19 protein-coding genes and 1 pseudogene are annotated in these 23,880 nt (G+C 55.0%); 7 read left to right on the forward strand and 13 right to left on the reverse strand.

Features of this window, described 5'->3' with window-relative positions:
- Nucleotides 1-583: alpha/beta fold hydrolase (locus tag JAO29_RS19620; protein ID WP_334269967.1), on the reverse strand; the 583-nt coding region annotated here is incomplete at its 3' end.
- Between the two features lie 210 nt (nucleotides 584-793).
- Between JAO29_RS19620 and JAO29_RS19625 the strand changes: the two genes are divergently transcribed.
- A complete protein-coding gene (locus tag JAO29_RS19625; RefSeq protein ID WP_334269968.1) occupies nucleotides 794-1,375 on the forward strand; it encodes a TetR/AcrR family transcriptional regulator in 582 nt (193 codons plus the stop codon).
- A 489-nt stretch (nucleotides 1,376-1,864) separates the two neighbouring features.
- Here the strand turns inward: JAO29_RS19625 and JAO29_RS19630 are convergent, their stop codons facing one another.
- The 11 genes and pseudogenes from JAO29_RS19630 to JAO29_RS19680 form a co-directional block, all read right to left on the reverse strand.
- Complete coding sequence (locus JAO29_RS19630) at nucleotides 1,865-2,728, reverse strand: SDR family oxidoreductase (protein ID WP_334269969.1); 864 nt, start codon at nucleotides 2,726-2,728, stop codon at nucleotides 1,865-1,867.
- A gap of 95 nt (nucleotides 2,729-2,823) precedes the next feature.
- A complete protein-coding gene (locus JAO29_RS19635; protein ID WP_334269970.1) occupies nucleotides 2,824-3,225 on the reverse strand; it encodes a MarR family winged helix-turn-helix transcriptional regulator in 402 nt (133 codons plus the stop codon).
- Nucleotides 3,226-3,631: 406 nt separating this feature from the next.
- On the reverse strand, nucleotides 3,632-3,934 hold the full coding sequence (locus JAO29_RS19640; protein WP_334269971.1) for a hypothetical protein: 303 nt from the start codon (nucleotides 3,932-3,934) through the stop codon (nucleotides 3,632-3,634).
- 544 nt (nucleotides 3,935-4,478) lie between these two features.
- Nucleotides 4,479-6,017, reverse strand: coding sequence for an efflux transporter outer membrane subunit (locus JAO29_RS19645; RefSeq protein WP_334269972.1), 1,539 nt, complete (start codon nucleotides 6,015-6,017; stop codon nucleotides 4,479-4,481).
- On the reverse strand, nucleotides 6,017-7,714 hold the full coding sequence (locus JAO29_RS19650; RefSeq protein ID WP_442886448.1) for an efflux RND transporter permease subunit: 1,698 nt from the start codon (nucleotides 7,712-7,714) through the stop codon (nucleotides 6,017-6,019). The genes JAO29_RS19645 and JAO29_RS19650 overlap by 1 nt, the downstream gene beginning before the upstream one ends.
- A gap of 37 nt (nucleotides 7,715-7,751) precedes the next feature.
- Nucleotides 7,752-9,137 carry an efflux RND transporter permease subunit gene (locus JAO29_RS19655; RefSeq protein WP_334269974.1) on the reverse strand — a complete coding sequence of 462 codons (1,386 nt, stop codon included), beginning with the start codon at nucleotides 9,135-9,137 and terminating at the stop codon, nucleotides 7,752-7,754.
- A complete protein-coding gene (locus JAO29_RS19660) occupies nucleotides 9,134-12,523 on the reverse strand; it encodes an efflux RND transporter permease subunit (RefSeq protein WP_334269975.1) in 3,390 nt (1,129 codons plus the stop codon). The genes JAO29_RS19655 and JAO29_RS19660 overlap by 4 nt, the downstream gene beginning before the upstream one ends.
- The gene (locus JAO29_RS19665) at nucleotides 12,520-13,764 is read right to left on the reverse strand and encodes an efflux RND transporter periplasmic adaptor subunit (RefSeq protein ID WP_334269976.1); all 1,245 of its coding nucleotides are present in this window, start codon (nucleotides 13,762-13,764) and stop codon (nucleotides 12,520-12,522) included. The genes JAO29_RS19660 and JAO29_RS19665 overlap by 4 nt, the downstream gene beginning before the upstream one ends.
- 545 nt (nucleotides 13,765-14,309) lie before the next feature.
- Complete coding sequence (locus JAO29_RS19670) at nucleotides 14,310-15,497, reverse strand: sensor histidine kinase (RefSeq protein WP_334269977.1); 1,188 nt, start codon at nucleotides 15,495-15,497, stop codon at nucleotides 14,310-14,312.
- Between the two features lie 422 nt (nucleotides 15,498-15,919).
- Nucleotides 15,920-16,701, reverse strand: a pseudogene (locus JAO29_RS19675) (IS3 family transposase); the annotation flags it as partial.
- A gap of 122 nt (nucleotides 16,702-16,823) precedes the next feature.
- Nucleotides 16,824-17,141, reverse strand: coding sequence for a hypothetical protein (locus JAO29_RS19680; protein ID WP_334269978.1), 318 nt, complete (start codon nucleotides 17,139-17,141; stop codon nucleotides 16,824-16,826).
- A 176-nt stretch (nucleotides 17,142-17,317) separates the two neighbouring features.
- Here JAO29_RS19680 and JAO29_RS19685 point away from each other — a divergent pair, with 176 nt between their 5' ends.
- The 4 genes from JAO29_RS19685 (at nucleotide 17,318) to JAO29_RS23650 (ending at nucleotide 20,502) form a co-directional block, all read left to right on the forward strand.
- Nucleotides 17,318-18,514 carry a carboxypeptidase-like regulatory domain-containing protein gene (locus JAO29_RS19685; protein WP_334269979.1) on the forward strand — a complete coding sequence of 399 codons (1,197 nt, stop codon included), beginning with the start codon at nucleotides 17,318-17,320 and terminating at the stop codon, nucleotides 18,512-18,514.
- A 126-nt stretch (nucleotides 18,515-18,640) separates the two neighbouring features.
- Nucleotides 18,641-19,291, forward strand: a complete 651-nt coding sequence (locus JAO29_RS19690) for an NAD(P)/FAD-dependent oxidoreductase (protein WP_334269980.1) — start codon at nucleotides 18,641-18,643, stop codon at nucleotides 19,289-19,291.
- 83 nt (nucleotides 19,292-19,374) lie between these two features.
- A complete protein-coding gene (locus JAO29_RS19695; protein ID WP_334269981.1) occupies nucleotides 19,375-19,656 on the forward strand; it encodes an NAD(P)/FAD-dependent oxidoreductase in 282 nt (93 codons plus the stop codon).
- A 552-nt stretch (nucleotides 19,657-20,208) separates the two neighbouring features.
- Nucleotides 20,209-20,502: a ferric reductase-like transmembrane domain-containing protein gene (locus JAO29_RS23650; RefSeq protein WP_442886445.1), complete on the forward strand. Its 294-nt coding sequence runs from the start codon at nucleotides 20,209-20,211 to the stop codon at nucleotides 20,500-20,502.
- A gap of 48 nt (nucleotides 20,503-20,550) precedes the next feature.
- On the opposite strand, the gene JAO29_RS19700 is transcribed toward JAO29_RS23650, so the two are convergent.
- A complete protein-coding gene (locus JAO29_RS19700; protein ID WP_334269982.1) occupies nucleotides 20,551-21,288 on the reverse strand; it encodes a response regulator transcription factor in 738 nt (245 codons plus the stop codon).
- Nucleotides 21,289-21,668: 380 nt separating this feature from the next.
- On the opposite strand from JAO29_RS19700, the gene JAO29_RS19705 reads away from it, so the two are divergent.
- Nucleotides 21,669-22,511: a hypothetical protein gene (locus JAO29_RS19705; protein ID WP_334269983.1), complete on the forward strand. Its 843-nt coding sequence runs from the start codon at nucleotides 21,669-21,671 to the stop codon at nucleotides 22,509-22,511.
- A 253-nt stretch (nucleotides 22,512-22,764) separates the two neighbouring features.
- Entirely contained in the window at nucleotides 22,765-23,691 is a 927-nt protein-coding gene (locus JAO29_RS19710) for a YncE family protein (protein ID WP_334269984.1), read from the forward strand.
- The last annotated feature ends 189 nt before the right edge of the window (nucleotides 23,692-23,880 follow it).

Genomic DNA, 23,880 nt, shown 5'->3' on the forward strand with positions numbered 1-23,880 from the left:
AGTATTGTTGGTAATACTCTCTGGGAGGGTTGAGGGCCGCAAGCGTCGTCGCTAACTTTTGACCTTCATTGTTCGGTTGAGCTGCGACTGACTTGTTATCCGCAATGTTGAATGGAAATGCCGGCGGGCCGGGAAAAGGTGCACTCATCAGAACCACTGAGGGAAAGACATCAGGTCGGGCTAGCGAGCAGTAGGCCGCTACGGGTGAGCCGAGGTCGTGTCCAACGAGCACTGCCGTACGCCGGTATCCCAACGCCGAAACCAACGCAAGGGCGTCACGCGTCATGTTCATGATGCTGAAGGGCTCTAGTTGGGTGTTATAGTCATTCACCCAACCGGTGCTGCGGCCAAAGCCTCGCTGATCGGGGGCTACAACATGGTAGCCAGCGTCAGCCAGAATTGGCATAACGCGTCGCCAGCCGTAGGCCAAGTCCGGAAACCCATGTAGAAGCAGTACTAGCGGCCGACCGGGGCTTTCATAACCGGCCTCAAGGATATGAACATCGAGGCCATTGACTCCATGAATCATGCGCGACCGAATTGCTTTGGGAAGTGTTCCATTGCCATACGTTGAAGTGTTCAAAACCGTTTCTCCTATGGGGTTTGCGCGTGCCATTCGAAATGAAGCCCCAATGAGGCTGGCTGCACCCATTGACAGAACGGTTCGCCGGGTAAGCGCTGTGAAGAGGGGCATCGTTACTAGCTCCTTGTATGGCAGTCGCCATACTATCCTGATCGCCATAGTATGGTGATTGCCCTAGAAAAGTCAAAGGAAACTTGGTATGTTCACGGAATGGCACGTAGGACTGAAGCTCGGGCTCACGCGATAGCTACAGCCGAGAGACTATTTCGCATTCAGGGCTATACCGCGACTGGGTTGACCCAGATCCTTACGGAAAGCGGTGCGCCCAAAGGTTCGTTCTATTTTCACTTCCCACGCGGTAAGGCGCAGCTTGCGGAAGAAACAATCGACCAATACGTCACAAGAAGAATTGCTGTCTTGAGCGAGATCTCGGCGAATACGGCGGGGGATGCTCCCAGTTTTGTCGAAAAGGTCTTCGCCACGTTCGCTGCCGAAATGGTCGCTTCTAATTTTGAATATGGCTGTCTCATGCAAAATCTTGCGAATGAGCTGCCCGCGCTTGACGCTGAGTTGACAAGACGAGTGGCACGCGGCTTTGTCGATTCGACTGAGGTTATCGCCAATCACTTTCGGGGCTGCGGCTTTACTCCTGCGCGAGCATCCTCTACCGCAGCGGCGTTGGTAGCCGCTCTGGAAGGGGCGCGAACGGTCGCCCGTCTGGAACGCACGCCAGCTATATTCGAGGCGCTAGCGGAGGTTAGTCTCCACAGGTGTGCTGCCTCCGAGGGGTAGTCCGGAGGCCAACATTCACCCGATTTCTAAGGTGCGCTCGATCTTATGAGGACGAAGGCGGCGACGAGGATGGGTTGACGGCGCCGGTCACTGGATCCAACAGGAGCAGCCGGTTCGGCTTAGCTCGCCTTCATCAAAGAGGCGGATCACTCCGGCGCTTTTCCGCGCGAAGGTGTCCGTTTTCCCCGCTATTTACTTGAGCCATGGCAGAAGGATTAGCATGAGCAATACGACCCATGCCGCTGGCCATAGCGGCCCAGCGGTTCTCCAGGCTCGCTAACTCATCGCCGTGAACTGGGGATTAGAGACCACTGAAATAGACCTCCTAGAGGAAGCACGCCACTACTCTCATCGTCCTACCTAGAGCGATTCTTGGTAAGACCCAGGAACCGATATCTCGTAAGTTCTATGGCTAACTTGAAACCAACAGCGAAGTCCGACACAGCGCTTAAGGTGAAGGCTCTCCGCATACGAAGAGCCTTCGTGCGATTAGTCTTTCTTATTGCTCAGCGCCGTTGCCACTGCCACAGAAAGCGCTGTTGTAGGTCTCCCAATCAAACGGGACAGGTCGTGGCTCGAACTGTTTAATGCGCCATTTCTGGCCTTCAAGTCGGCATCAATAACGACGTCCACGATCATCCGGGGCAGGCCGAAGCTCAGCAGTGCCGCCCCATATTCGGCGGTCGGTAAGTTCCGGTAAACCACCTGAGTGCCTGTCTGCTTCGTCACCTCAGCAGCCAGAACGCCGAGGGTAAAGGAAGAATCGCCAACCAGCTCATAGATTTTGTTTTCATGGCTCGGCTGCGTCAACACAGCCGCAGCGGCGTCAGCATAGTCGGCACGCGATGCGGACGCGAACCGCCCATCGCCCGCGCTACCGATGATCGCTCCATTTTGAAGTGCAGCAGGGAGGGCAGCGGTGTGATTCTCGAGATACCAGCCATTCCGAAGAAAGATGAAGTTCATGCCCGAATTCCTCAGGTAGTCTTCTGTCGCCTTATGCTCCTCGGCGAGCGCAAGATCGGAGGTATCCGCGCGAAGCAGGCTGGTGTACGCGACGACTCTTACGCCTGCCTGTTTTGCCGCATCGATGACGGCGCGATGCTGACGAAGCCGCTCGCCTAGTATCACAGCTGAGATCAACAGAAGCTTCTCTACACCACGGAACGCTTCGGTCAGGGTTTCCGGCTTGTCGTAGTCTGCTTGCCGTATCTGTACACCAAGACTCTTGAGGGCCTGCGTCTTTTCCGGGTTTCTCACTGCAGCGACGATCTGGTCTGCCCGAGTATTCTTTATAAGCGCTTTGATAACCAACTCACCCAGCTGTCCGTTGGCGCCTGTAATCGCAATCATTGTGTCTCCTCTTCTTCGCAACGCAGGCCACCATGAGTGGTTGGAATTACCTGCGTTATAGCGGTGATCGTGATAACAACTATCAGGGCCTAAGTTCACCTTGACTCGGCTCTGACATCTTCCAGCAGTTTGATGAGGGATTGCAGACCTGTTTTGCCGAGGCCGCCCATCATCCCGCGCATGGCTTCTTGCATCGGAAGACGGCTTTCGTCGAGTAGCTTCTGCCCCGTGTCTGCGATTCGCGCCAGCACAACCCGGCGGTCCTTCGGTTGCCTTGCCCGACTTATCAGGGAGCGGCGCTCCATTCGGTCAAGCAGGCGTGTGATGTCCGGATCGCGAGCTATCATCCGCTGAGCGAGTTCGGAACAGATCAATCCTTGATCGCCGGCCCCGCGCAAAATCCGAAGCACGTTGTACTGCGTGAACGTGAGGTCGAACGGCTTCAAAACGGTATTCAGTCTCTCCAGAATGAACTCAGACGTTCTCAGAACATTCAACGCGGCCTCCCCCTCAACCGACGCGAAGGGTTTACTTTGTCGAATCTCTTTGGAGAGCAAGCCAGCCACAACACCACAATAGTCGTTACAACGATGTTTGTCAGCACTACGAGTGACGACTGGAAGCGAGGTTACGGCTTCGGCGCGCCTTAGCGTACACAAGATTCCGTTTTCGTGAGGTGTCCCCAGGCTTCGGACACGCCGTTGTGGCCCAGTCGCCCAGCTCGTCGCCGATCACCTTCCCGCTCTTCGAGAGTGGTCGCAGCAGACGGCCTTTCTCAATTTTGGCCGCTACCATCCAGACGTCGATTGCTTGCTTAACCCATAGCGGAATCGCCACGGTACGAACCCGGCCGCCTGCCGCGCAGATCGGCCATGACCCAGCGCCCCTCACGCATCTGGATGCTCACAATGTCCAGGTGGTGACCTCCTGCCGCCGCAGGGCGCAGCCCAACAGTAAGGCCAAGATCGCATAGTCTCGCTCGCCTTTGATCTTGGAGCGGTCGGGGACGGTAAGCAGTTCCTTGGCCTGGTCCCGCGTCAGCCAGTTCCCCAGCCTGGTTTCCTCCTGGGAAAGATTGGGAACGCCGGCGAGGTTTGCGGCCTCTTCAGCGTCGATAATTCCATTGCGCTGCGCCTCGCCGACGAGCTTGCGCACGGCGGACAAGCGAACGTTTACGGTCGATGCGCCCAATTTCTTCTCCAGCATGGCGGCACGATATTCCATAAGGAGAGCGCGAGAGAGCCCCTGTGAGCGATTCGCGCACAGGGTAATGAATCAGTTTCCCTCCGAAGATCCTCGCAGCTTAGTCCCCCGGAGGAGCGCCTGGGATGTATGAGGTGGTTTTCGTTTTAAAGAGACCAGGCTTTCCACTCGTTGGTGAACGACAATTATCGTTTGCAAATGGATTGTTGGGAGATTCTCATCTCGCCATCTGCCGACCAGCGTTCACTCCGCCCGGCGGCGCAGACGTTGATCGCAGTTCCGGATTGAGTCCTGCCAGGCGGTCATCATACAATGCATCGTCGATGCCATTCGCATCTACGCGAATGACTAGAATTCTCGCTTTGGGCATATCCGGCGGAGGAACTGCCCCGTGTCTGTCAGCTCGTGGGATGACAGGCTGTTATTAAGAATCGTGACTTCACACCCTATAGCTCAATGAACACTTGGTTATGAACAGTACGCCGCCATCGATCGTTACATGGTGTCAGTACCCTTAAGCATTGAACCTGGATCGTTGAGCGATTCATCATGGAAGCTTGGCGCTGACCTGCCGTTCGGATGGGAGCTGCGCGATGCTCCATCCCCCGCCCAAAGCTTCGATCAGTTGCACACTACTCGCCATCTGCTGTACGCGCAGTGTAATCACAGCTTGCTGGTTTGTAAGCAAGGTCGATTGAGCTGTAAATAAGTCCAGGTAAGGGTCGAGCCCAGTCTTATATCTGGCAGTTGCTACCTCCAAATACCGCTGCGCGGAATTGACTCCTTCCTGTTGCTGCTCGATCTGCACTTTAAGCAAGCGGAGCGACGCCAAATAGTCCTCGGTCTGTTGGAATGCTGCCAAGACGATCTGCCTGTAATTGGCAACATCCCGGTTATAGAGAGCCGTATACTGCGCCACGGTGGATTTCCGCAAACCTCCATCGAAGATGGTCTCGGAGGCCGTTGGACCGACCGACCAGTAACGGCTAGGCGAGGTCATCCATTTAGAGAACTTCGGGCTCTCGTATCCTGCCGTGCCAGAGATACTCACAGTGGGATAGTAGGCTGCCTTTTCCACGCCGATCAGTGCGTTTGCCTCCGCCATCGTTCGTTCCGCAGCGGCGATATCAGGACGTCTCTCGAGAAGTTCAGAGGGTACTCCCACCGGAATGGCTGGAACCGGAGTAGACAGGGATTTCACCTGGATCGAAAAGGATGAGGCAGGCTCTCCTACCAGCAATGCAATGGCATGCTCATATTGAGCACGAGCGATGCCGGCGTTTGTCGCGGCAGCTTCGGCCGTTTTGAGAGTGATCTCAGCCTGTGCCACGGCTTCATCGTTACCCATGCCTGTTTTGTATAAGACATGAGTCAATGCGAGAGATTGTTGGTCCACCTCTACTGTTTTTCGATAGAGTTCTTCCAGTGCGTCCTGCCCACGTAACTCAAAATAGTAGACCGCCAGGTTTGCCTGTTCGGCCAACCTCTGATTCTCGAGGTCGGCGGCACTCACCTGCGCTGCGTAGGAAGATTGGTGCACTGTGTTGCGGATACGACCCCAGAGATCGGGTTCCCAAGAGACGTCAAAAGGAAGGCTGAATAAATTACTGTTCGGATTGCGATTCGAAGAACCAGATGTTGTCGTTTGTATCTGAGAAGACCGGTTGCGCGCGTAGGAAGGCCCCACACTGAGTATTGGGTAATAGTTGGAACGCGCTTGGCGGACCTGGGCTCGTGCAGCCATGAAGTTGTCAAACGCCTGAGCGATGTTCTGGTTCGAGATATTCAGTTTCTCTTCGAGGGCGTTCAGTTCCGGCTCTTGATAGATCTCCCACCACTTCCCTCGAAGCGCGCTTTCCCGCGGCAGCGCAGCCTTCCAGGTGGTGCCATCCGGTGCCTGCTGTGGGCCCTCCTCCTTGAACGCTGGCGGAGCGGGCATCACCGGCGGCCTGTATTTGGGACCGACATTGCATCCCTGTAGACCGCATATGGCAGAGAGGAAGGATAAGGCAGTCGCCAGGCGACGACGCTTGTAGAACTTCAAATTTGATCGGTGCAGAAAAAGATGCTGCAGGGACACTTTCATTAGATAACGCCTCCATGGGCGACAGACTCGGGGATATTGCGGTTGCGCCGGAAGTGGAGTCGAAGCCGGTCGAGAAATAGATAGATCACAGGAGTCGTGTAAAGCGTGAGTATCTGGCTGAGCACGAGGCCACCTGCAACCGCAATTCCCAACGGACGCCTTAGTTCCGATCCCGTGCCGTGACCGAACGCTAGCGGAAGCGCTCCGAAGAGAGCAGCCATCGTGGTCATCATGATGGGACGGAAACGAAGCAGACATGCCTCCAAGATGGCGTCTTCCGGGTCCTTCCCTTCGACGCGTTCTGCGAGAAGAGCAAAGTCGATCATCATGATTGCGTTCTTCTTCCCGATCCCGATCAGCAGCACAATGCCGATGATGGAGATCACGTCCAGTTCGCTCTTGAAGAGAATGAGGGCCAATACTGCTCCGACGCTGGCCGGGGGCAACGTCGAGAGAATTGTGATCGGGTGCATTAGGCTCTCGTACAGGATCCCCAGGACGATATAAACCGCAAATACGGCCATTATGATCAGCACGATCTGGTCCATGTTCGACTGTTTGAGGCCCGCAGCAGTGCCAGCAAAGCCACCCCGCACAGTCCGCGGCATAGCAAGCCTCTGTTGCAACTGTTCGATGGCCGTACCGGCCTGTCCGAGAGACACGCCTGTGGCCAGGTTGAACGACACGGTCACAGAAGGGAAGAGACCGTCATGATTGACCGAGAGAGGAGAGGTGGACCTTGTCGCTTGAGAGAATGCGTCCAGTGGGACCGGGTTCCCGTTCGAAGCATGAACATAAATGGATTTGAGTCCCAACGGGCTCTGGGTATATTGCGGTGCTGCCTCCATGACGACGTGATACTGGTTGAGCGAGGTGTAGATTGTGGAGACTTGCGCCTGCCCGAATGCTCCGTAGAGCGATTGGTCGATGAGCTGTGGTGTGAGGCCGAAGCGAGCTGCGGTCGGGCGGTCATAGTTGATCAGTGCCTGCAGCCCTCTATTTTGCTGATCGATACTGACATCCTTGATCACGGGCAGCTTTTTCATCTCCTGATATAAGATCGGCCCCCATTTGTTCAGATCACTCACATTCTCGGATGAAAGCTCATATTGGTAGTTGGCGTTGCTGTTCTTGCCCACGGAGGGAATGTCTTGGAACGGCTTAAGCTGTGTTGTCGCTTCCGGAATTGCGTCGAGTTTGGGGCGCAAACGATCGAGCACCCCGGCAGCGCTCAAGTCTCTCTGCTCCAGGGGCTTGAGAGTGACGAAAAGAAAGCCGGAATTGCTCCCATTATCGCTCCCCGGACCGGAGCTGCTTCCCGTAAACCCGGTAACTACATCCACCGCAGGGTCGGCCTGGATGACCTTCTCGATTGCTTTCAAGGAGTTTTGCATCGCGAGGAAAGAAGCATCCTGCGGCCCTTGAATCCCGCCGAGCAGAGAGCCGGTGTCTTGTATTGGAAACATTCCCTTGGGAACGCGCCGCATCACAAAGACATTGAGCGCAAGTGTTCCGAAGAATATGAAGAGGACGAGTGTGGGATGCCCCAAGACCCAGGTCAGGCTACGGCGGTAACCGTTCAACACGCCGTCGAATGCGCTCTCGCTTAGTCGATAGAGCCGGCTATGTGCAACGTCCCTTTCTGATCGAAGCATATGAGCGCACATCATCGGGGTCAGCGTGAGCGATACCACCATCGAGATCGCAATTGCGACCACGAGGGTGAAGGCGAACTCATGGAAGAGCCGCCCGGGGATCCCCCCCCATAAACAGGATGGGAATGAACACTGCGATGAGCGATGAACTCATCGACAGCACCGTCGGCCCGGTCTCTTCTGAGCCACTAAGAGCCGCTTCCATCGGAAGTACGCCCAGTTCCATGAGTCGAACCGTGTTTTCCATGACCACGATGGCATCATCCACGACGAACCCCGTAGAGATTGCCAAGGCCATCAATGACAGATTATCCAGCGTGTAGCCGCAGAGGTACATCACAACAAATGTGCCCATGACCGAGACCGTTACTGCGACTCCTGGGATCAGAGTAGCCCGTCCGTTGCGTAGAAACAGGAAAACGACAAAGACAACCAAAATTATCGACAGAACCAGCGTCCCTTCCACATCCCTTACGGAAGCACGGATTGTAGTCGTAAGATCGCCCGTCACCAGGAGTTGCTGATTGGTAGGAATCGAAGCACGTATTGCGGGCAGCTCACTCTTAATTTGATCGACTGTACTGATGACGTTCGCTCCAGGAGCACAGTAGACGAGAAGACTGACCGATTCTTTGCCGTTGACGTAGGCCACGGAGCGAATGTTCTCAACCGAGTCAGTGATGGTTGCGACATCCTGAAGCCGTACAACAGCACCGTCCCTGGATCCGACAACAAGCGGCGCATAATCACGAGCCTTCCTTATCTGATCATTGGCCGTGACATCGGCGACCGTATCTCCATCACTGATTTGCCCCTTTGGGCGGTTCGCATTTTGCGAACTGATTACGCTTGCGATGTTCTGCATGCCAAGGCCATAGTGGCTTACCTGCTGCGGGTTGAGTTCGATCCGGACAGCAGGCAACGAGCCGCCGAGAATCGATACCTGTCCTACTCCGCTAATTTGGGAGATTTTTTGCTGGATGATGGAGGACGCGGTGTCATAGAGAGCGCCTGAGTCAGCCGTCTTTGACGCAAGATTGAGGACAAGGACAGGCGCCCGTGCAGAATCGAGCTTGCGATACGTTGGATTCGCAGGGAGATTTGTGGGGAGATAACTCCGGGCCGCGTTAATTGCCGCTTCTACATCGCGTGCTGCCCCATCTACATCTCTGCCCATATCAAAGGTCAACTTGATCGACGTCACTCCGAGGGTGCTCGTCGAGCTCATCGCCGTGATGCCGGCGATATGACTGAATTGCTTTTCCAGTGGAGTCGCGACGGAAGACGCCATATTCTCGGGACTCGCACCCGGAAGCGCGGCTGTTACCGTGATCGCGGAAAGATCAACCAACGGTAAAGAGGCCACGGGCAAAAACTTGAACGCTATCATGCCCGCGAGGGCAATGCCCACGGCGAGCAGAGTAGTGGCGACAGGTCTCTTGATGAAGGGCGAGGAGATATTCATAGCTGCTCCGCCGTTTCCAAGACCTGAGCAGGCTTTCTACGGGCATACCGCTGTCCGAGCCGGTCGAAGAAGATGTAGATCACGGGGGTGGTAAAGAGCGTCAGGATCTGGCTGAGCAGCAGGCCGCCAACCATGGCAATGCCTAGCGGGCGCCGGAGTTCTGAGCCGATACCCGATCCTAAGGCGAGCGGTATGCCTGCAAAGAGTGCCGCCAGGGTGGTCATCATGATTGGCCGGAACCGCAGAAGAGAGGCTTCGTAGATCGCCTGGGTGGATGAGAGGCCGCGCGTCCTTTCGGCCTCCAGCGCGAAGTCAACAATCATGATGCCATTCTTCTTTACGATACCGATCAGCAGAATGATGCCGATGATGGCTACAATGCCCAGGTCCTGTTTGAAGAGCATGAGTGCCAGCAATGCTCCGACTCCAGCCGAAGGAAGTGTCGAGAGGATGGTGACCGGATGAATGAAGCTTTCATAGAGGACTCCGAGCACGATGTAGACGGCGACCAGAGCCGCAAGTATCAACAGTGCTTCATTGGACCCGATAGATTCGTAAGCTTTGGCTGTACCCTCGAAGCTTCCCTGGACACTGGCAGGCATATTCAATTGCTGCTTTACTGCATCGATCACGGAAACGGCTTGACTCAAGGAGGTATTGGGTCCCAGGTTGAAGGAGATGGTCACGACTGGGAACTGGCCTTGATGAGCGATGGTAAGGGGGCTGGATGTCTTCTCGACATGAGTGAACGCGGAGAGCGGTATCGGAGAAGACGCTGAGGTTGAGCTTGAAGCAGCGTTGGTTCCAGAAGAAGACTGGCTTGACGTCGCCGATAAGCCTGCGAAGCCGGTGCCCGATAGCGACGCGCTTGAGGAAGAGGAAAGTGCATTGAGACTGCTTGAAGACAGCGCAGAGCTCTTGATGGAACTCGATAGACTCGATTGCCGTGCTGTTCCGACTCCACTTGTAGAAGAGGAGGTCAACGTAGGCACCGCGGTGGTGACGCTATTGGAAGACGTTCCTCCAGAGGTAGACGTGGAAGTGGAACTGCCGCTTGTTTGAGACGAGGAGCTCTGCAGATAGATGTCGTCCAGCTTCTGCGGACTTCTCTGAAACTCAGGTGATGCTTCGAGGATGACGTGGTATTGGTTCGACTGCGTGTAGAGGGTGTTGATCTGTCGTTGGCCGAATGCGTCATACAGCGTGGAGTCGATTTGGTCCGCGGTGATATTCAGGCGTGACGCCGTCGCCCGGTCGAAGACAAACTTTTCTGCGAGACCATGGGGCTGCTGGTCGGTAGAGACGTCTTTCAGCTCCGGATGTTTCCGCAGTTCCGTGACCATTTTTGCAGTCCACGCGTCGAGCTCCGATTGATCGGCGTCTTCAAGCGTGTATTGATACTGGCTGCGGCTGGCCCGGTCATCAACTGTCAGATCCTGCACCGGCTGCATGTAGAGATGAATTCCTTCCACCGTCTGCAGCCTGGACTGCAGACGTTCAATCACTGTAGTCGCGTCGATGTGGCGTGCTGAGAAGGGCTTCAGGTTGATTTGAATGCGTCCACTGTTGAGCGTTGCATTCGTGCCGTCCACTCCGATGAACGAAGACAGGCTGGCGACTGCAGGATCCCGAAGAATGACTTTCCCCAGTTCCTGTTGCTTGATCGCCATAGCCTGGAAGGATATGGATTCGGGCGCCTGCGAGATTCCCTGGATGATGCCTACATCTTGTGTGGGAAACAGGCCTTTGGGAATGACAACGTAGAGATAGATGGCCAGCACTAAAGTTGCGGTGGCAACTAGAAGTGTTGAGACTTCGTGGCGAAGGACCCATCGCAGCGCTCGGCCATATCGTTCTATTAGACTCTCAAACATGCGCTCGAACCAGTGATAAAAGCGGCCCTGCTCCGATGACAGCTTGTGACGTAGCAGACGAGCACTCATCATAGGGGTCAAAGTAAGTGAAACCACGGCGGAGATAAGAATCGTCACCGCGAGCGTAATCGCAAATTCGCGGAACAGCCTTCCCACAATGTCTCCCATAAGAAGGAGAGGAATCAGCACGGCGATGAGAGAGATGGTGAGGGAGATGATAGTGAAGCCTATTTGCTCGGCTCCCTTGAGTGCAGCTTCGAGAGGCCCATACCCTTCTTCGAGATAGCGGGATATGTTTTCGATCATCACAATCGCGTCGTCTACGACGAAGCCTGTGGAGATCGTCAGTGACATCAACGTCAGGCTGTATCCCAACAAGTACATCACCGCGAGTGTTCCAATGAGAGAGATGGGAATGGCGATGGCGGGAATGATGGTTGCGGCAAAATTGCGCAAAAAGACGAAGATGACCATGACGACCAGGCCGATCGTAAGAACGAGTTCTAATTCGACATCGTTCACTGATGCTTGGATTGTGGTGGTCCTGTCGGTGAGTACCGTCAGCTTCACTGCCGCCGGAAGGCTCGCCTGCAACTGAGGGAGTAGATCCTCAATGCTCTTGACGACGGCAATGGTGTTTGCTCCGGGCTGACGCTGGATATTCAGAATCACCGCGGGGGTCTGGTTCATCCATCCTGCAAGCCGGGTGTTTTCGACCCCGTCACTGATTTTGGCCACATCTGAAAGTATTACCGGGGCACCGTTTTTATAGGCAATCAGGACATCCCGATAGTCCTTGCTGGCAAGAAGCTGATCGTTTGAATTAATTTGGTAGTTCTGCGCTGCTCCATCGAATGTCCCTTTCGCAGCATTAACGCTTGTGCTGGCAAGTGCTGTCCGCAAATCCTCGAGATTGATCCCGTAGGCAGACAAGGCTGTTGGATTGACCTGAATACGTACAGCGGGTTTTTGTCCGCCGCTAATCGTGACCAATCCGACTCCACTGAGTTGGGAGATCTTCGGGGAGAGCCGTGAATCTGCCAGATCCTCTACCTTTGAGAGTGGGAGGATATTGGAAGTGAGTGCGAGGGTCAACACCGGAGCGTCAGCCGGATTCGACTTGCTATACACAGGAGGTACCGGAAGATCGGTCGGGAGATAGCTCTGCGCGGCATTGATGGCAGCCTGTACTTCCTGTTCGGCCACATCGATATTTAGACTCAACGCAAACTGCAGGACGATGGCAGAGCTACCGTCCGAGCTGGTGGACGTCATTTGCGTCAGGCCAGGAATCTCCCCGAATTGTCGCTCGAGAGGAGCCGTGACTGCGGACGACATAACGTCCGGGCTGGCGCCGGGATAGAAGGTCCGCACCTGGATCGTTGGATACTCGACCTCAGGCAATGCCGAGACTGGCAGCTTGAGATACGCGGCGGCTCCAACGACCAGGATCGCCACCATGAGCAGTGCGGTCGCTATAGGGCGAAGAATGAACGGGCGGGAGGGGCTCACAACGTAGCTCCCATCGTGGCAGCGCCCGGATTATCAGGTTGTCGGACGGCCGTGACCGGCGCTCCATCCTGCAGTTTATCGAAGCTTGAGAGCGCCACTGTCTCTCCTGCATGTAAACCATCCACCGCTGTCGAATTGCCATCAGTGCCTTGTTCGGTAACATTCCGGACGGATATCGTATCGTTGCTGGCAATGAACACATACGCCTGCGTTCCGTTACGCTGGATTGCGGCGCTTGGGATAAGGACTACATCCTTCAAGGTTCGAACTAACAACCGTGCGTTGACGAACTGGTTTGGGAATAATGCCAGGTCTCGATTGTCAAATTCGCCACGGAATCGAACCGTGCCAGTCGAGGTATCAATCTGGTTGTCGAACGTTAGGAGAGTTCCCGTTGCGATCTTACCCTGTGCCGCGCGATCATAAGCATCCACGACCAGGCGCGTGTGTTGACGTAGCCGCACCTGAACCTCTCTGAGATGGTCTTCCGCCACGTTGAACACCACAGTGATCGGCTGCAGTTCGGTGATCACGACGAGCGGGTTCGAACCTCCCGCAAACACGGTATTGCCTGAGTCAACGAGGCGCAGACCGGCCCTGCCTGAGATGGGAGACGTAATGTGACAATAGCCCAGTTGCACCTCTGCACTCTGAACCTGTCCCAGATCGTACTTGACGGTCCCTTGATATTGGGCTACAGCCTGTTCCTGATCGTCGAGAATCTGTTTGGCAATCGCGTGCTCAGCGAACGCCTCCTTGTAGCGGGCAAGATCAATCTGTGCCTGCTTGAGAACTCCACGATCGTGATCGAGTAAACCTTCGGCCTGCTGCAATTGGGCGCGATAAGGCCGCGGATCGATGTCGATGAGTGTGTCGCCCTTGCGCACCGTCTGCCCTTCGCTGTAATGGACCGCAAGCACTTGGCCGCTCACCTGGCTGTAGATGTTCACCGTAGCTATTGGTGTCACAGTGCCGAGCGCATCGATATAAATACCGATATCGCCTCGTCGCGCCACTCCGACGTGAACAATGACGGACTGGCTTGCTTCTTTGGCAGTTGCAGAAACTGTCTTGCGCTTCGTAGAATGCAGCGCGAATGCGATACCGGCTGCCAGGATGACAAGCAGTAGAAAGAAAAGTTTTGTTTTTGACTTTGAAACTCGTCCTTCCGTTACGGCTTGTTGCTGTAGAACATGAAACGTGTCGATCTTCTTGCTGCTCCCCGCGGGATGTTCTGTCACTTGCCCTCTCCTCTATAAATCCTCCGCCGAACCTGCAAGCGGACTCCCGCTATTCGAAACGGGAAGAGACACGGACAGGACTTATAGGACAACCATCGCTTGACCATGAGTCCTCCGAAGGCTCTATTGTGCGGATTGAAAGGGATGAGCGCGGTAAGGAACGGTCAGTTGAGTGTAAAGATTTGTATGGAGAGTGGTACTACGTAGACTTGGATCACTGAATTACAGACGAGGGAGTGGACAAGCCAGGACGGATGTCAAACGTGTGTCGACCTTCAGCCTCGCTTAGAGGTGATCCATGGTCCTGACACCTAAGGCAACCCAGCTGAACAGCATCAGCCCCGCCTCCCAGAAAGAAACCGGGCATGTGCACATTCGGATTATGGAAGTCGAAAATGTCTCTTCGTGAGCGCAACGGCATAGCTGACGCCAACAAAGCGGGGTTGACATCTTCACCGGAAAGTCCATCGCCGTATATGAACTCGACTTGCAACGTCTTACCTTAAGTGTCTAGCCCCACTTCTCTTCTCGGACCGACTATCCTCTCACTCTGCGTTTCCGTCTCCAATTGGCAACTGAAGCTTGACTTCAAGACCTGTGGTGTGAAGATTGACCGCGTGGAGTGTCCCGCCGTGCAAACGAACCGCTTCAAAAGCAATAGCAAGACCTAATCCGTTGCCACCGATTGAATTTGCATCGCCGGGTATTCGAAAAAACGGTTCAAAGATTGCCTGGAGAGATTCTTCCGGGACCCCAGGACCATGGTCCCGGACGGTGAGCAGCGCCTGAACGCCCGAAGTGTCCCGATCGAGACCCAAGACAATCTGAACCTCGCTCCCTGGTTTCGTGAAGCGGATCGAATTGCGGATGATGTTCTCGCAGGCGCTTCTCAGCGCGTGCGGATCGGCATGTCTGAGAATGATTGGATCTGGTGCACGAAGACTCACAGATTTGTTTACCATATGAGCTTCGAAGTTGCCATCGGCCACAACCTCCTCGACGAGTTGAACCAGGTCCACGTCTTGCCTCTGGGCAGACGACAACCCGGATTCGAGACGCGAAAGTGTCAAGAGCTGTTCCAACAGCAGGTCGATCCTGGCAACATCGCGGTCTAGACGCTGGAACGTACCTTCTTCGTCCGCCGACGAGCTCTTCTTCAAAAGAGCGAGACAGAGATTGATGCGAGTCAGAGGAGAACGCAATTCATGCGACACGGAATTCAGGAGGTTTTTTTGGGTTTGAATCAGTAAATCAAGACGACCTACCATGGAGTCGAAATCTTTTGCCAAGGCTGCCAGTTCATCATAGCGCTTCGAAACAGAAGCCGGGACCCTTGCCTTAAGATCTCCCTGTGCCACTTTTCTCGCCGTAGTTTGAATGCTGTTGATGGGGGAGACAATATGATACGCAAGCAAAAAGCAGAATATCGTTACCAGCAGGGACATGGATATAGCGAAAGGAAGACCATGACCTAATAGGAAGTGCTTTAGCTCCCCCAGTCCGGATCTTATGTACAGCACGAGGATGTAGGGGTGTCCGGCGGGCGAGATTAGCTTATAGGCTGCAATATGGCCGCGAAAGACGATGAGCTTCCCAATTTTTGCGGCTCTGGCAGTACGAAGGCCGTCGTCGCTCACGGAGCGCGAGAGCACATCCTTGTAGAACCCATCCAACAAGTAAAGCCGCCTCTCCGCGTGGTCATCCGATAAGAGGTGGTTCTCTGGGTTGTTCATGTTGCTCTGCGAAAAGCGAGCAAACTCCTGAGGACCTCCCGACTCATATGCGTGCACAGCCTCCGCAGCCAGAATAGGAGCGACCGTCGCATACATGTTTGGAGCTGTGATCTCCTTCAGGCCAGTAAAAAGAAAGCCGACCCAAATGAGCAGGAGCATGCCCAGAGCTGTCGACCAAAACCAAAGAAAGATCGTCAGGAAGAGCCGGTACATGGGCACCTTGGCCTTCAATTTGCGCAGGCTTGATTGAAGCTTGAGCATCACATTGTTGTCCTTTTTCCTTGCTGTCCTTTCCGGCGAGTGAGTGGCTTATTTGATGTATACGATACAACTGCCTTCTCAAGCAGCAGCTTCCTCGGAAATATACAAATCCTTACAAGAACCATACGTTTCCTGACAGGTAACTCGTCATCTAACCTGACATCGGCCAGCGCTTCGATGACCTTCGCCGAACTCCACCTCCGTTCCGGCCGGATCGCCAGGCACTCTCTGCTGTGTTCGTCGATCAGGTCCAGCATCCTCACCGTCCTTCCGTCGTGCGTCCTTGCGCTCACGAAGTCGTAAGACCATACATGTTGGCGTGCTCCGGCCGCAGCCGTACGCACGATCCGTCGTTGAACCACAGCCGCCCCCGCGGCTTCTGCTTCTGCGGAACCTTCGGCCCTTCGCGACGCCAGATACGCTCCACCCGGTCCTTGCCAACCTGCCAGCCATCCCGCCTGAGCAACGCCGTGATGCGGCGGTAGCCGTAGCGTCCATACTGGCTGGCCAACTCCACAATGGTTGCGGTGAGTCGATCCTCGCGCTGTGTCGGGGTGTAGGGCTGCGTGCCGCGTGGCTGGTTCACCAGTCGGCACGCCCGTCGCTCACTCATGCCTTGTTCCTGAGCCTGATCCACCGCACAGCGCCGTCGTTCAGGGCTTAGAAATTTCCCGAGGCGATGTCCTTCAGCACCAGGTTATCCAGACTCAGGTTCGCTACCAGACGCTTCAGCTTCGCGTTCTCCTGCTCCAGTTCCTTCAGTCGCCGCGCCTGGTCCACCTGCAAGCCACCGTACTCTTTCCACCAGCGATAGTACGTCTGCTCGGTGATCCCGTTTTCCTTCGACGCTTATGCCGTTGTATTCCCGTTCGCTATCGCCCACATCGATCTGCCGCAGCAGATTCAGCACCTGCTCAGGCGTATGCTTCTTCCCCTTCGCCATCTTCGCGCTCCTTTTCCTACAGTCTCTCTCACGAGAACTGGTACGAAAAAGACCAGGCACTCCAGAACACGGCACAAACTCTCACAAGCATTGTCCTGCACGAAGACCCTCGCTACCTGCGTTCAACCCGCACTAATGCGTTCGGCCGAACATTTCATGCGCTTGCCTTCACTGTTGTCGATAAGACGGAGTCCGGAAAAAACACCTTCGCCGCCGCGAGTAATTTCGCTGCCGCTGCCGCCGGTGGGTTCGTAGGCATGGGTATCCTTCCGGATGGCTATAACGATGTCACACACGCGGAACAACGTATGGCGAGTGAGTTCTTGGCAATAGGTATTGGGAACGTGATTACGGAGTTCGAACCCGAATGGGGACCGTGGGCCAAGAGATACACCTTCCGAAGATCCTTCCCGCGTGGTGGGTTCCGCAACATCGTCCATAGGACGATTCATTTCCAAGTGCCTGTGTCCCGTGCAAACCGCTCAACCTTGCATCCAAGCGTTACGGCGCGCCCGATCAACTGTACAAATCCTTACAAGCCGCTAACGTTTCCTGACGGTGTACCCGCGGTGGGTTCCTACACTGTCAATGGGAACCCCTTCCTAGCAGGAGCAAGATGAAACACAAGCGTATTGTTTACTGGCGTTCATATGGCATCGTAGCGGTCCTATCTGCCATCTTTGCCGGTTATCCGACATATTTTCATGCCCAGGATGTCCAAGCTGTGGCAGCGTCTGGCACCGTCGCACACGCAAGTTTTTCGAGCAGCACTGACACAGATACAGCGGCCCTTCCCGATACACCAATGCTGGCAGCAGTGAGCAGCAGCCTCCCGGAAGCGCCCGAACCCCAGTCAGATGCACAGGGTTCAAACGCCCAGACACTCCCGGCTGACGGGTCGGCCAGCATCTCCGGCGTCGTTCAGGATGTAAGCGAAGCTCTTGTTGCCGGAGCACAGGTGACTCTGATGAACAGGGATGGATCGCAGCGCCGCACACTGATGTCCGGAGCAAACGGCGAATTTACTTTTACCCGCATTCCTGCGGGATCCTATTTGGTCCTCATCACTGTCAAGGGGCTTGAGCCCTTTGAATCTGCGGAGATCGCCGTCACGGCACAACAGTTCTATGAGATGCCTAAGATCCTGATGGGGATCGCGTCGACAAGCACCGAGGTGACAGTGCTTCCTACTGACGTAATCGCTGCTCAACAAATAAAAGCGGAAGAAAAGCAGCGTCTCCTTGGCGTCGTCCCAAACTTCTATGTGAGCTACGTTCATGACGCAGCTCCGCTCACCGCGAAACAGAAATTCTCCCTCGCCACACATGACACACTCGATTGGACCTCGTACGTGGGCATCACCGTATCAGCAGGAATCGAACAGGCAAAAAATGCTTATGCGGGGTACGGACAAGGGGCCGCAGGATACGGCAAGCGTTGGGCAGCAAAGTTTGGCGATGGGCGCTCAAGTGATTATCTGAGTCATGCCGTCTTCGCCTCGCTCTTTCACCAGGATCCACGCTACTTCTACCAGGGAACCGGAACTAATAAGTCGCGCCTCGAGCATGCACTAAGTAGCGCATTCGTTGCGCGCAGTGACAGCGGCAAAACCATGCCCAATTATTCCTATCTTCTCGGGACTATGGTTTCCGGCGCACTCTCCAATGCGTACTATCCCCATGCGGATCGGGGGGCGAGCCTGGTCTTTACCAATGCCTTCATTGGCATCGGCGGACGAGCGGGTCAGGCGGTCCTCCAGGAGTTTCTTGGGAAGCACCTGACGAAGAACGTGCCGGCGAGCGGTCAACCATGAAACAGGGCATAACTCTATCCAGAGTCTGCCATCGCTGCGGGATGATATTCCGATCTCTTGCGGCGAGTGGAACCAAAGGAATCGCTGCATGGAGTCGATACGTACCAGAGAAACATGCGATCAGGAATGAGTCGAACAACGGTGTGTGCCCTGTCTCCGAAGCAAAACAATACAGACGTAGCGATCATCGGCGGCGGGCCCGCCGGCCTGGCAGCGGCGATCGCTTTGCAGAAGAAAGGTATCGAGTGCACGGTGGTAGAGGCACTCGAACCGCCCATTGACAAAGGCTGTGGAGAGGGATTGATGCCGGACGCTCTCCACTCGCTCAAAGAGCTTGGAATTGAGATCACTGAAGAGGAAGGTTATCCCTTTCAGGGGATTCGGTTTGCGACCAGCGCGGATCGTGTCGACGCGGAATTTCCGAACGGAACAGGAATTGGAGTCCGCCGTACCCATCTGCATCAGAGGATGAGCCATCGAGCTCGCGAGGTCGGAGTGACGTTGGCATGGCGCAGCCACGCAACACTGTCGAGCGGCGGAAGGCTCCTGATCAATGGAGCGGAGATGCGCTACCGATGGCTGATTGGCGCGGATGGTACAGCGTCACAGGTTCGCAAGTGGGCCGGCCTCGACGAAGAGAGGTTCTACAGCCAGCGCTTTGGATTTCGGCGTCACTATCAAATCGCGCCCTGGGGCAAGTATGTCGAAGTGCATTGGGGCCGACTGGTCAGCTATACATCACCCCTGTCGCGCGTGACCGCGTGTGCGTCGTACTGATCGCACGTAGTGGTAGAGTGGACCGCGACGATTTCTTGAACGGTTTCCCCGACATCGCAAGGAGACTCCAGAGAGCGCCGATTGTGACTCAGCAGCGAGGTGCCGTCTCAGCGACTAGAAGGCTGAAGCGGGTCTCGAACGAGTCGGTTGCCTTGATCGGCGATGCGTCGGGTTCTGTGGATTCGATCACGGGCGAAGGACTGGCGCTTTCGTTCCGGCAGGCGATCGTCCTCGCTGGATCGATTGAGCGACGCGATCTCAGCGAATACCGCAAAGCGCATCGCTCAATTGGGAAATTGCCTCATACCATGGCGAAGCTGATGCTCACCCTGGACCGATGGCCTGTCCTTAGAGATGCGGAATGAGGGCTTTGGCCTCAGACACGCTGTTCTTCCAGGAGCTTTTGTCGGTGCATATGGGCGTCTTGAAATTGCCCTCCTTTGTGCTTCGCCGCGGGGCTAAGTTCGGATGGCGGCTCCTTTCCAGCTACAACCAGACAACCAGGAGATCAGGTGCATGAACAGAGGCGGGAGTGAACAGAAGTCTTTCGGCATCCTCCATAGGAGGTTCTTCACGAGGAGCCAGAGTCCATGCGCAATCGCACGATCTTGTATCTAAAAGTTTTCGCATGGCTTGGCTGCCTATCCCCCTGGGCGGCTTGCTTTACCAAGCGGGGACTCGGACTCTTGGTCCCGATCCAACTCATACCATCACCGCCGCTACAGGCAAGGCTGCCATCTGGCTCCTTATTCTTCGTTGGCGATTACTCCCATTCGGAAGCTGCTCCCGTCACTCTCCTGGTCCATTCGCTTCCGTCGCCTCGCAGGACTCTTTTGCTTTTTTCTATGCATCCCTGCACTTGATCGCTTCCATAGGCTCTATTGCCATTTCGATCTTGAGATCATAGCGAGTACATCATGGAGCACCATTATGTACTCGCTGGCCTCGCGGCCTGGCTCCTACTGCTCCCTTTGGCGCTGACATCTACAAGCTGGTCAATCCGCAAATTGGGAGGAAGATCCTGGCAGGCGATTCATCGGCTTGTCTACCCTGCGGCGGTACTAGGGGTTGTACATTACTGGTGGCTTGTGGAGCCAGGGGTGTTAAAGCCCCTGAAACAGACCGTTGTGGTAGCTATCCTACTCGCTGCGCGACCGCTGATCGGATGGTTGCAGGGAAGAATCCAAATCAGCGACCGCCTGTGGTGCTAGATGAATGATGGATTGACTCAGTCCGGGACACTGTCCGAAGCTGAGGGTTCATTCTTGCGAGGGCCATGCGTAAAGATAGCCGATTCCACGCACACTGCGAATTCTCTCGTCGCCATCGCTCTGCGGACCGAGCTTCCGGCGAAGGTTGCTGATGTGAAGGTCGATGCTCCGGTCGAAGGGAGAAAATTTTCGATCGAGAACGTTCTCAACCAGAGATTCGCGAGTGAGGACCTGCCCGGGCGATTCGAAGAAGGCGCGCAGTAAATCGAATTCTGCGGAAGTCAATCTCAACAGCTCGCCCGCCCTTACTACCGTGCGTGCCGCCAAATCGAGTTCGATATCCCTGGAGCGGATCACAGGAGGGCGTGACACGGCATTGCTTTCGGAATGCCATATGGATCTGCGAAGGATAGCTGAGATTCGTGCGATCAGCTCACGAGGGCTAAATGGCTTTGGTAGATAGTCATCCGCGCCGAGCTCAAGACCAAGTATCCGGTCGAATTCGTCCCCCTTGGCTGTGAGCATGAGAACTGGAATTCTGACGCGCGCCCTGATATCTCGCAATACGTCGAACCCCTTCTTGTCCGGCAACATTACATCTAAGACGATCAATTCGTGACCGCCTTCTATTCCCTCCCGCGTTCCCTCACCCCCTGTATGGACGACGGAAACTGCAAAACCCTCCGGCTCTAAATGCTGCCTGATGAGATGGCATAGCTCGCGATCATCGTCCACAATCAGCAAGCGTGGCTTTGGCTTGGGTGAAGTTCCATTCGGACTAGGCATACTCTCCGATCTCCGCGAGCTTGGAAGGACGTTCTTGTCATGATACCTCTGACTCGTTCTCTGATGAGTTGTCAACGCCAGGTACTCGATCATGGCAATCGATCGGACACCCGCGGGTGCCTACAAATCTTGACACTTCGCAGAACTTTCCTGACAGCACTGTCCGAGACGCCACCTGACAATGGGCATCAAGGGGGAAAGTATGAAACGCAGCATCTTGCTCAACTTCAACCAAATTGCATGGACTGTGTCATTTTTTGCGATTCGTGTAGTCATTCTCCTTGCATGAGATGGCGTTCCCGCTAGCTGGGCGGTTTCCGCGCAGTCCGTCTTCCCGGAAATCCATGCTTCGACATCTTTGTGGATACATGATCTCTATCATGACATTACAAGTTCTACATTCACGAGCCACACGATGCTTCTTGGCTATGCTAGTTCCTTTGATTTGTCTCTCAGGGCCAAGTGCATTGCCGGCGCAAACAGGAAAAGAGCTGGTAGCTGATGCCTGCTACAACGCCCGGCATCAGCTTGAACACAAAACCCTATGGCAGAGCCAAATAGAACGCCGAACTGCCGGACATGTATATCTTGAGGAGGAGATCGAGACGGTAGATGGTCCGATCCGACGCCTGATTTCGGTCGATGGTCATAAACCCTCGCCGTCCGAACGAAAACAAGACGACGACAAACTCCGCGATCCGGTGCAAAACCCGAAGGCGCAACAAGCCCTTAAAAAGGACAGTACAGCAGATGAAAGAAAATTTGACGATCTTCTTCGGGTGATCCCTGAGGCATTTCTCTTCGAAGATCAAGGCAATCAGGGAGGCCTGGAAAAGATCGCGTTTCGTCCGAATCCTGCGTACATCCCCAAAACGTATGAGGAGAGGGCACTGCACGCGATGAGCGGCATCATTCTGATCTATCTTCAGGAGAAGCGGCTAGTCCAACTTTCCGCAACTCTAGCGCAGCAGGTGGATTTTGGTTGCGGAGTACTCGGTCACCTGAACAAAGGCGGCACCATCAACCTGACCAGGGTTCGGGTATCTCCAGGTATATGGAAAACAAGTTCATCCAAGATCGACATCGGCGGTCGCGTCGTTCTCTTCAAGACGATTAGCAAACAGTGCGAGGAGACCCATAGTGGCTTCAAATTGGTAGCGTCCGATACAGACATCGCGCAGGCCCTGCAACAGCTTGGCGGCGCCAGTCTGTACTTTCAGTGAACCAATTCGCATGAACCGATTCATGGATGCTCGTTGGAAGCGACTCTTGAATACGCAAAATAGTTTTAAAACTTCACAACAGTGCTTGCTGAATTCTGGCAGCGTTGGTCCGACAACTTAGGAGGGGCAAGTGAACCTAATCGTAAAAAGAGGACTTAGAATTACTGCCGCGCTTGCAATCGCAGTCGTCGTATGTTCAGGAGTAGCACTGGCCTATCTTGTCTACCCAGGGTCGCCCAGTCACTCCAGGTTCATGAAATTTGAAGGATATATTGAGCTTCCGCGCGGTGGAAGGCTCAACATTCTCGATTACCTGACACTACGCGATCGCACTTTGTTCGTTGCAGGTGAGTCTTCGGGAGCCGTGTTCAAGGTCGATTTAGATCCGAGTCATCCGGCGACCGGTACAGTATCGGAGATGCCTGGGGGCGGTGGTACCCACGGCGTCGCGCTGCTGCCCGAACCGAACGCTGCCTTCGTCACACGAAGTGAAGAGAACACGGTGGATGTCTTCGATCCAAAATCTCTTCAGCAACTTGGACGCATACCAGTCGCGGAGGATGCGGACGCCATTCTCTACGACGCGCCAACCAACCTCATCTATGTTGCGCACGGAGACGCGAAGCTAGCAACTCTGATCGATCCTGATAAACGTGCGACTGTCGGAACGATATCTCTTGCGGGAAAGCCCGAATTCCCAGCTTTGGATTTGAAGACTGGATTGCTCTATCAGAATCTTGAAGACATTAGCTCGGTAGCTGCAATCGATCTTGGCAAACGATCGGTAGTAGGACAATGGCCACTTGCTCCTTGCGAAGGACCGACGGGCATGGCCATTGATTCCGAGCAACGAAGGCTGTTTGCGGTTTGCTCCGGAAATGCCATGCTGGTCGTGTTGGACCTCGATACGCATCGGGTCATCACATCGCTGAAGATCGGTGGCGGCCCCGATTCTGTCGCGCTCGATCAAGCTCTTCACCGAATTTACTCTGCCGGGAAAGCCGGACAATTGACGGTGATCGAGCAAGACGGTCCTGACTCCTATCGTGTCGTGGACGAGATCCATACCCACTATGGGGCTCATACCTTGGCGGTAGATCCTGTCTCGCACAGAGTGTATGTAGGTTACGCAAGTCTGTTTGCACGCCCCAGGATTGCTGTCTTCACCCCAACGCTGTGAAGCGAAGTGGAGGATGTGGGGCGAATCGCGCTCTCGGTCATCATCAGGTGGGGTATGGAGGTGTTGGAATCAAGATGGAGAAGGCTGAGGTGATTCGTCATGAGGGTCACAAACGGTGGTGATTCCAACACCTACGCGAGATCCATATCATCTGGGGATGGGCGACCCCGGCTTTCGGATCGTTCCCTC

Origin of the sequence: Edaphobacter sp. HDX4 (genome assembly GCF_036877565.1) — a bacterium.
In the GTDB taxonomy this organism is placed as follows: domain Bacteria; phylum Acidobacteriota; class Terriglobia; order Terriglobales; family Acidobacteriaceae; genus Edaphobacter.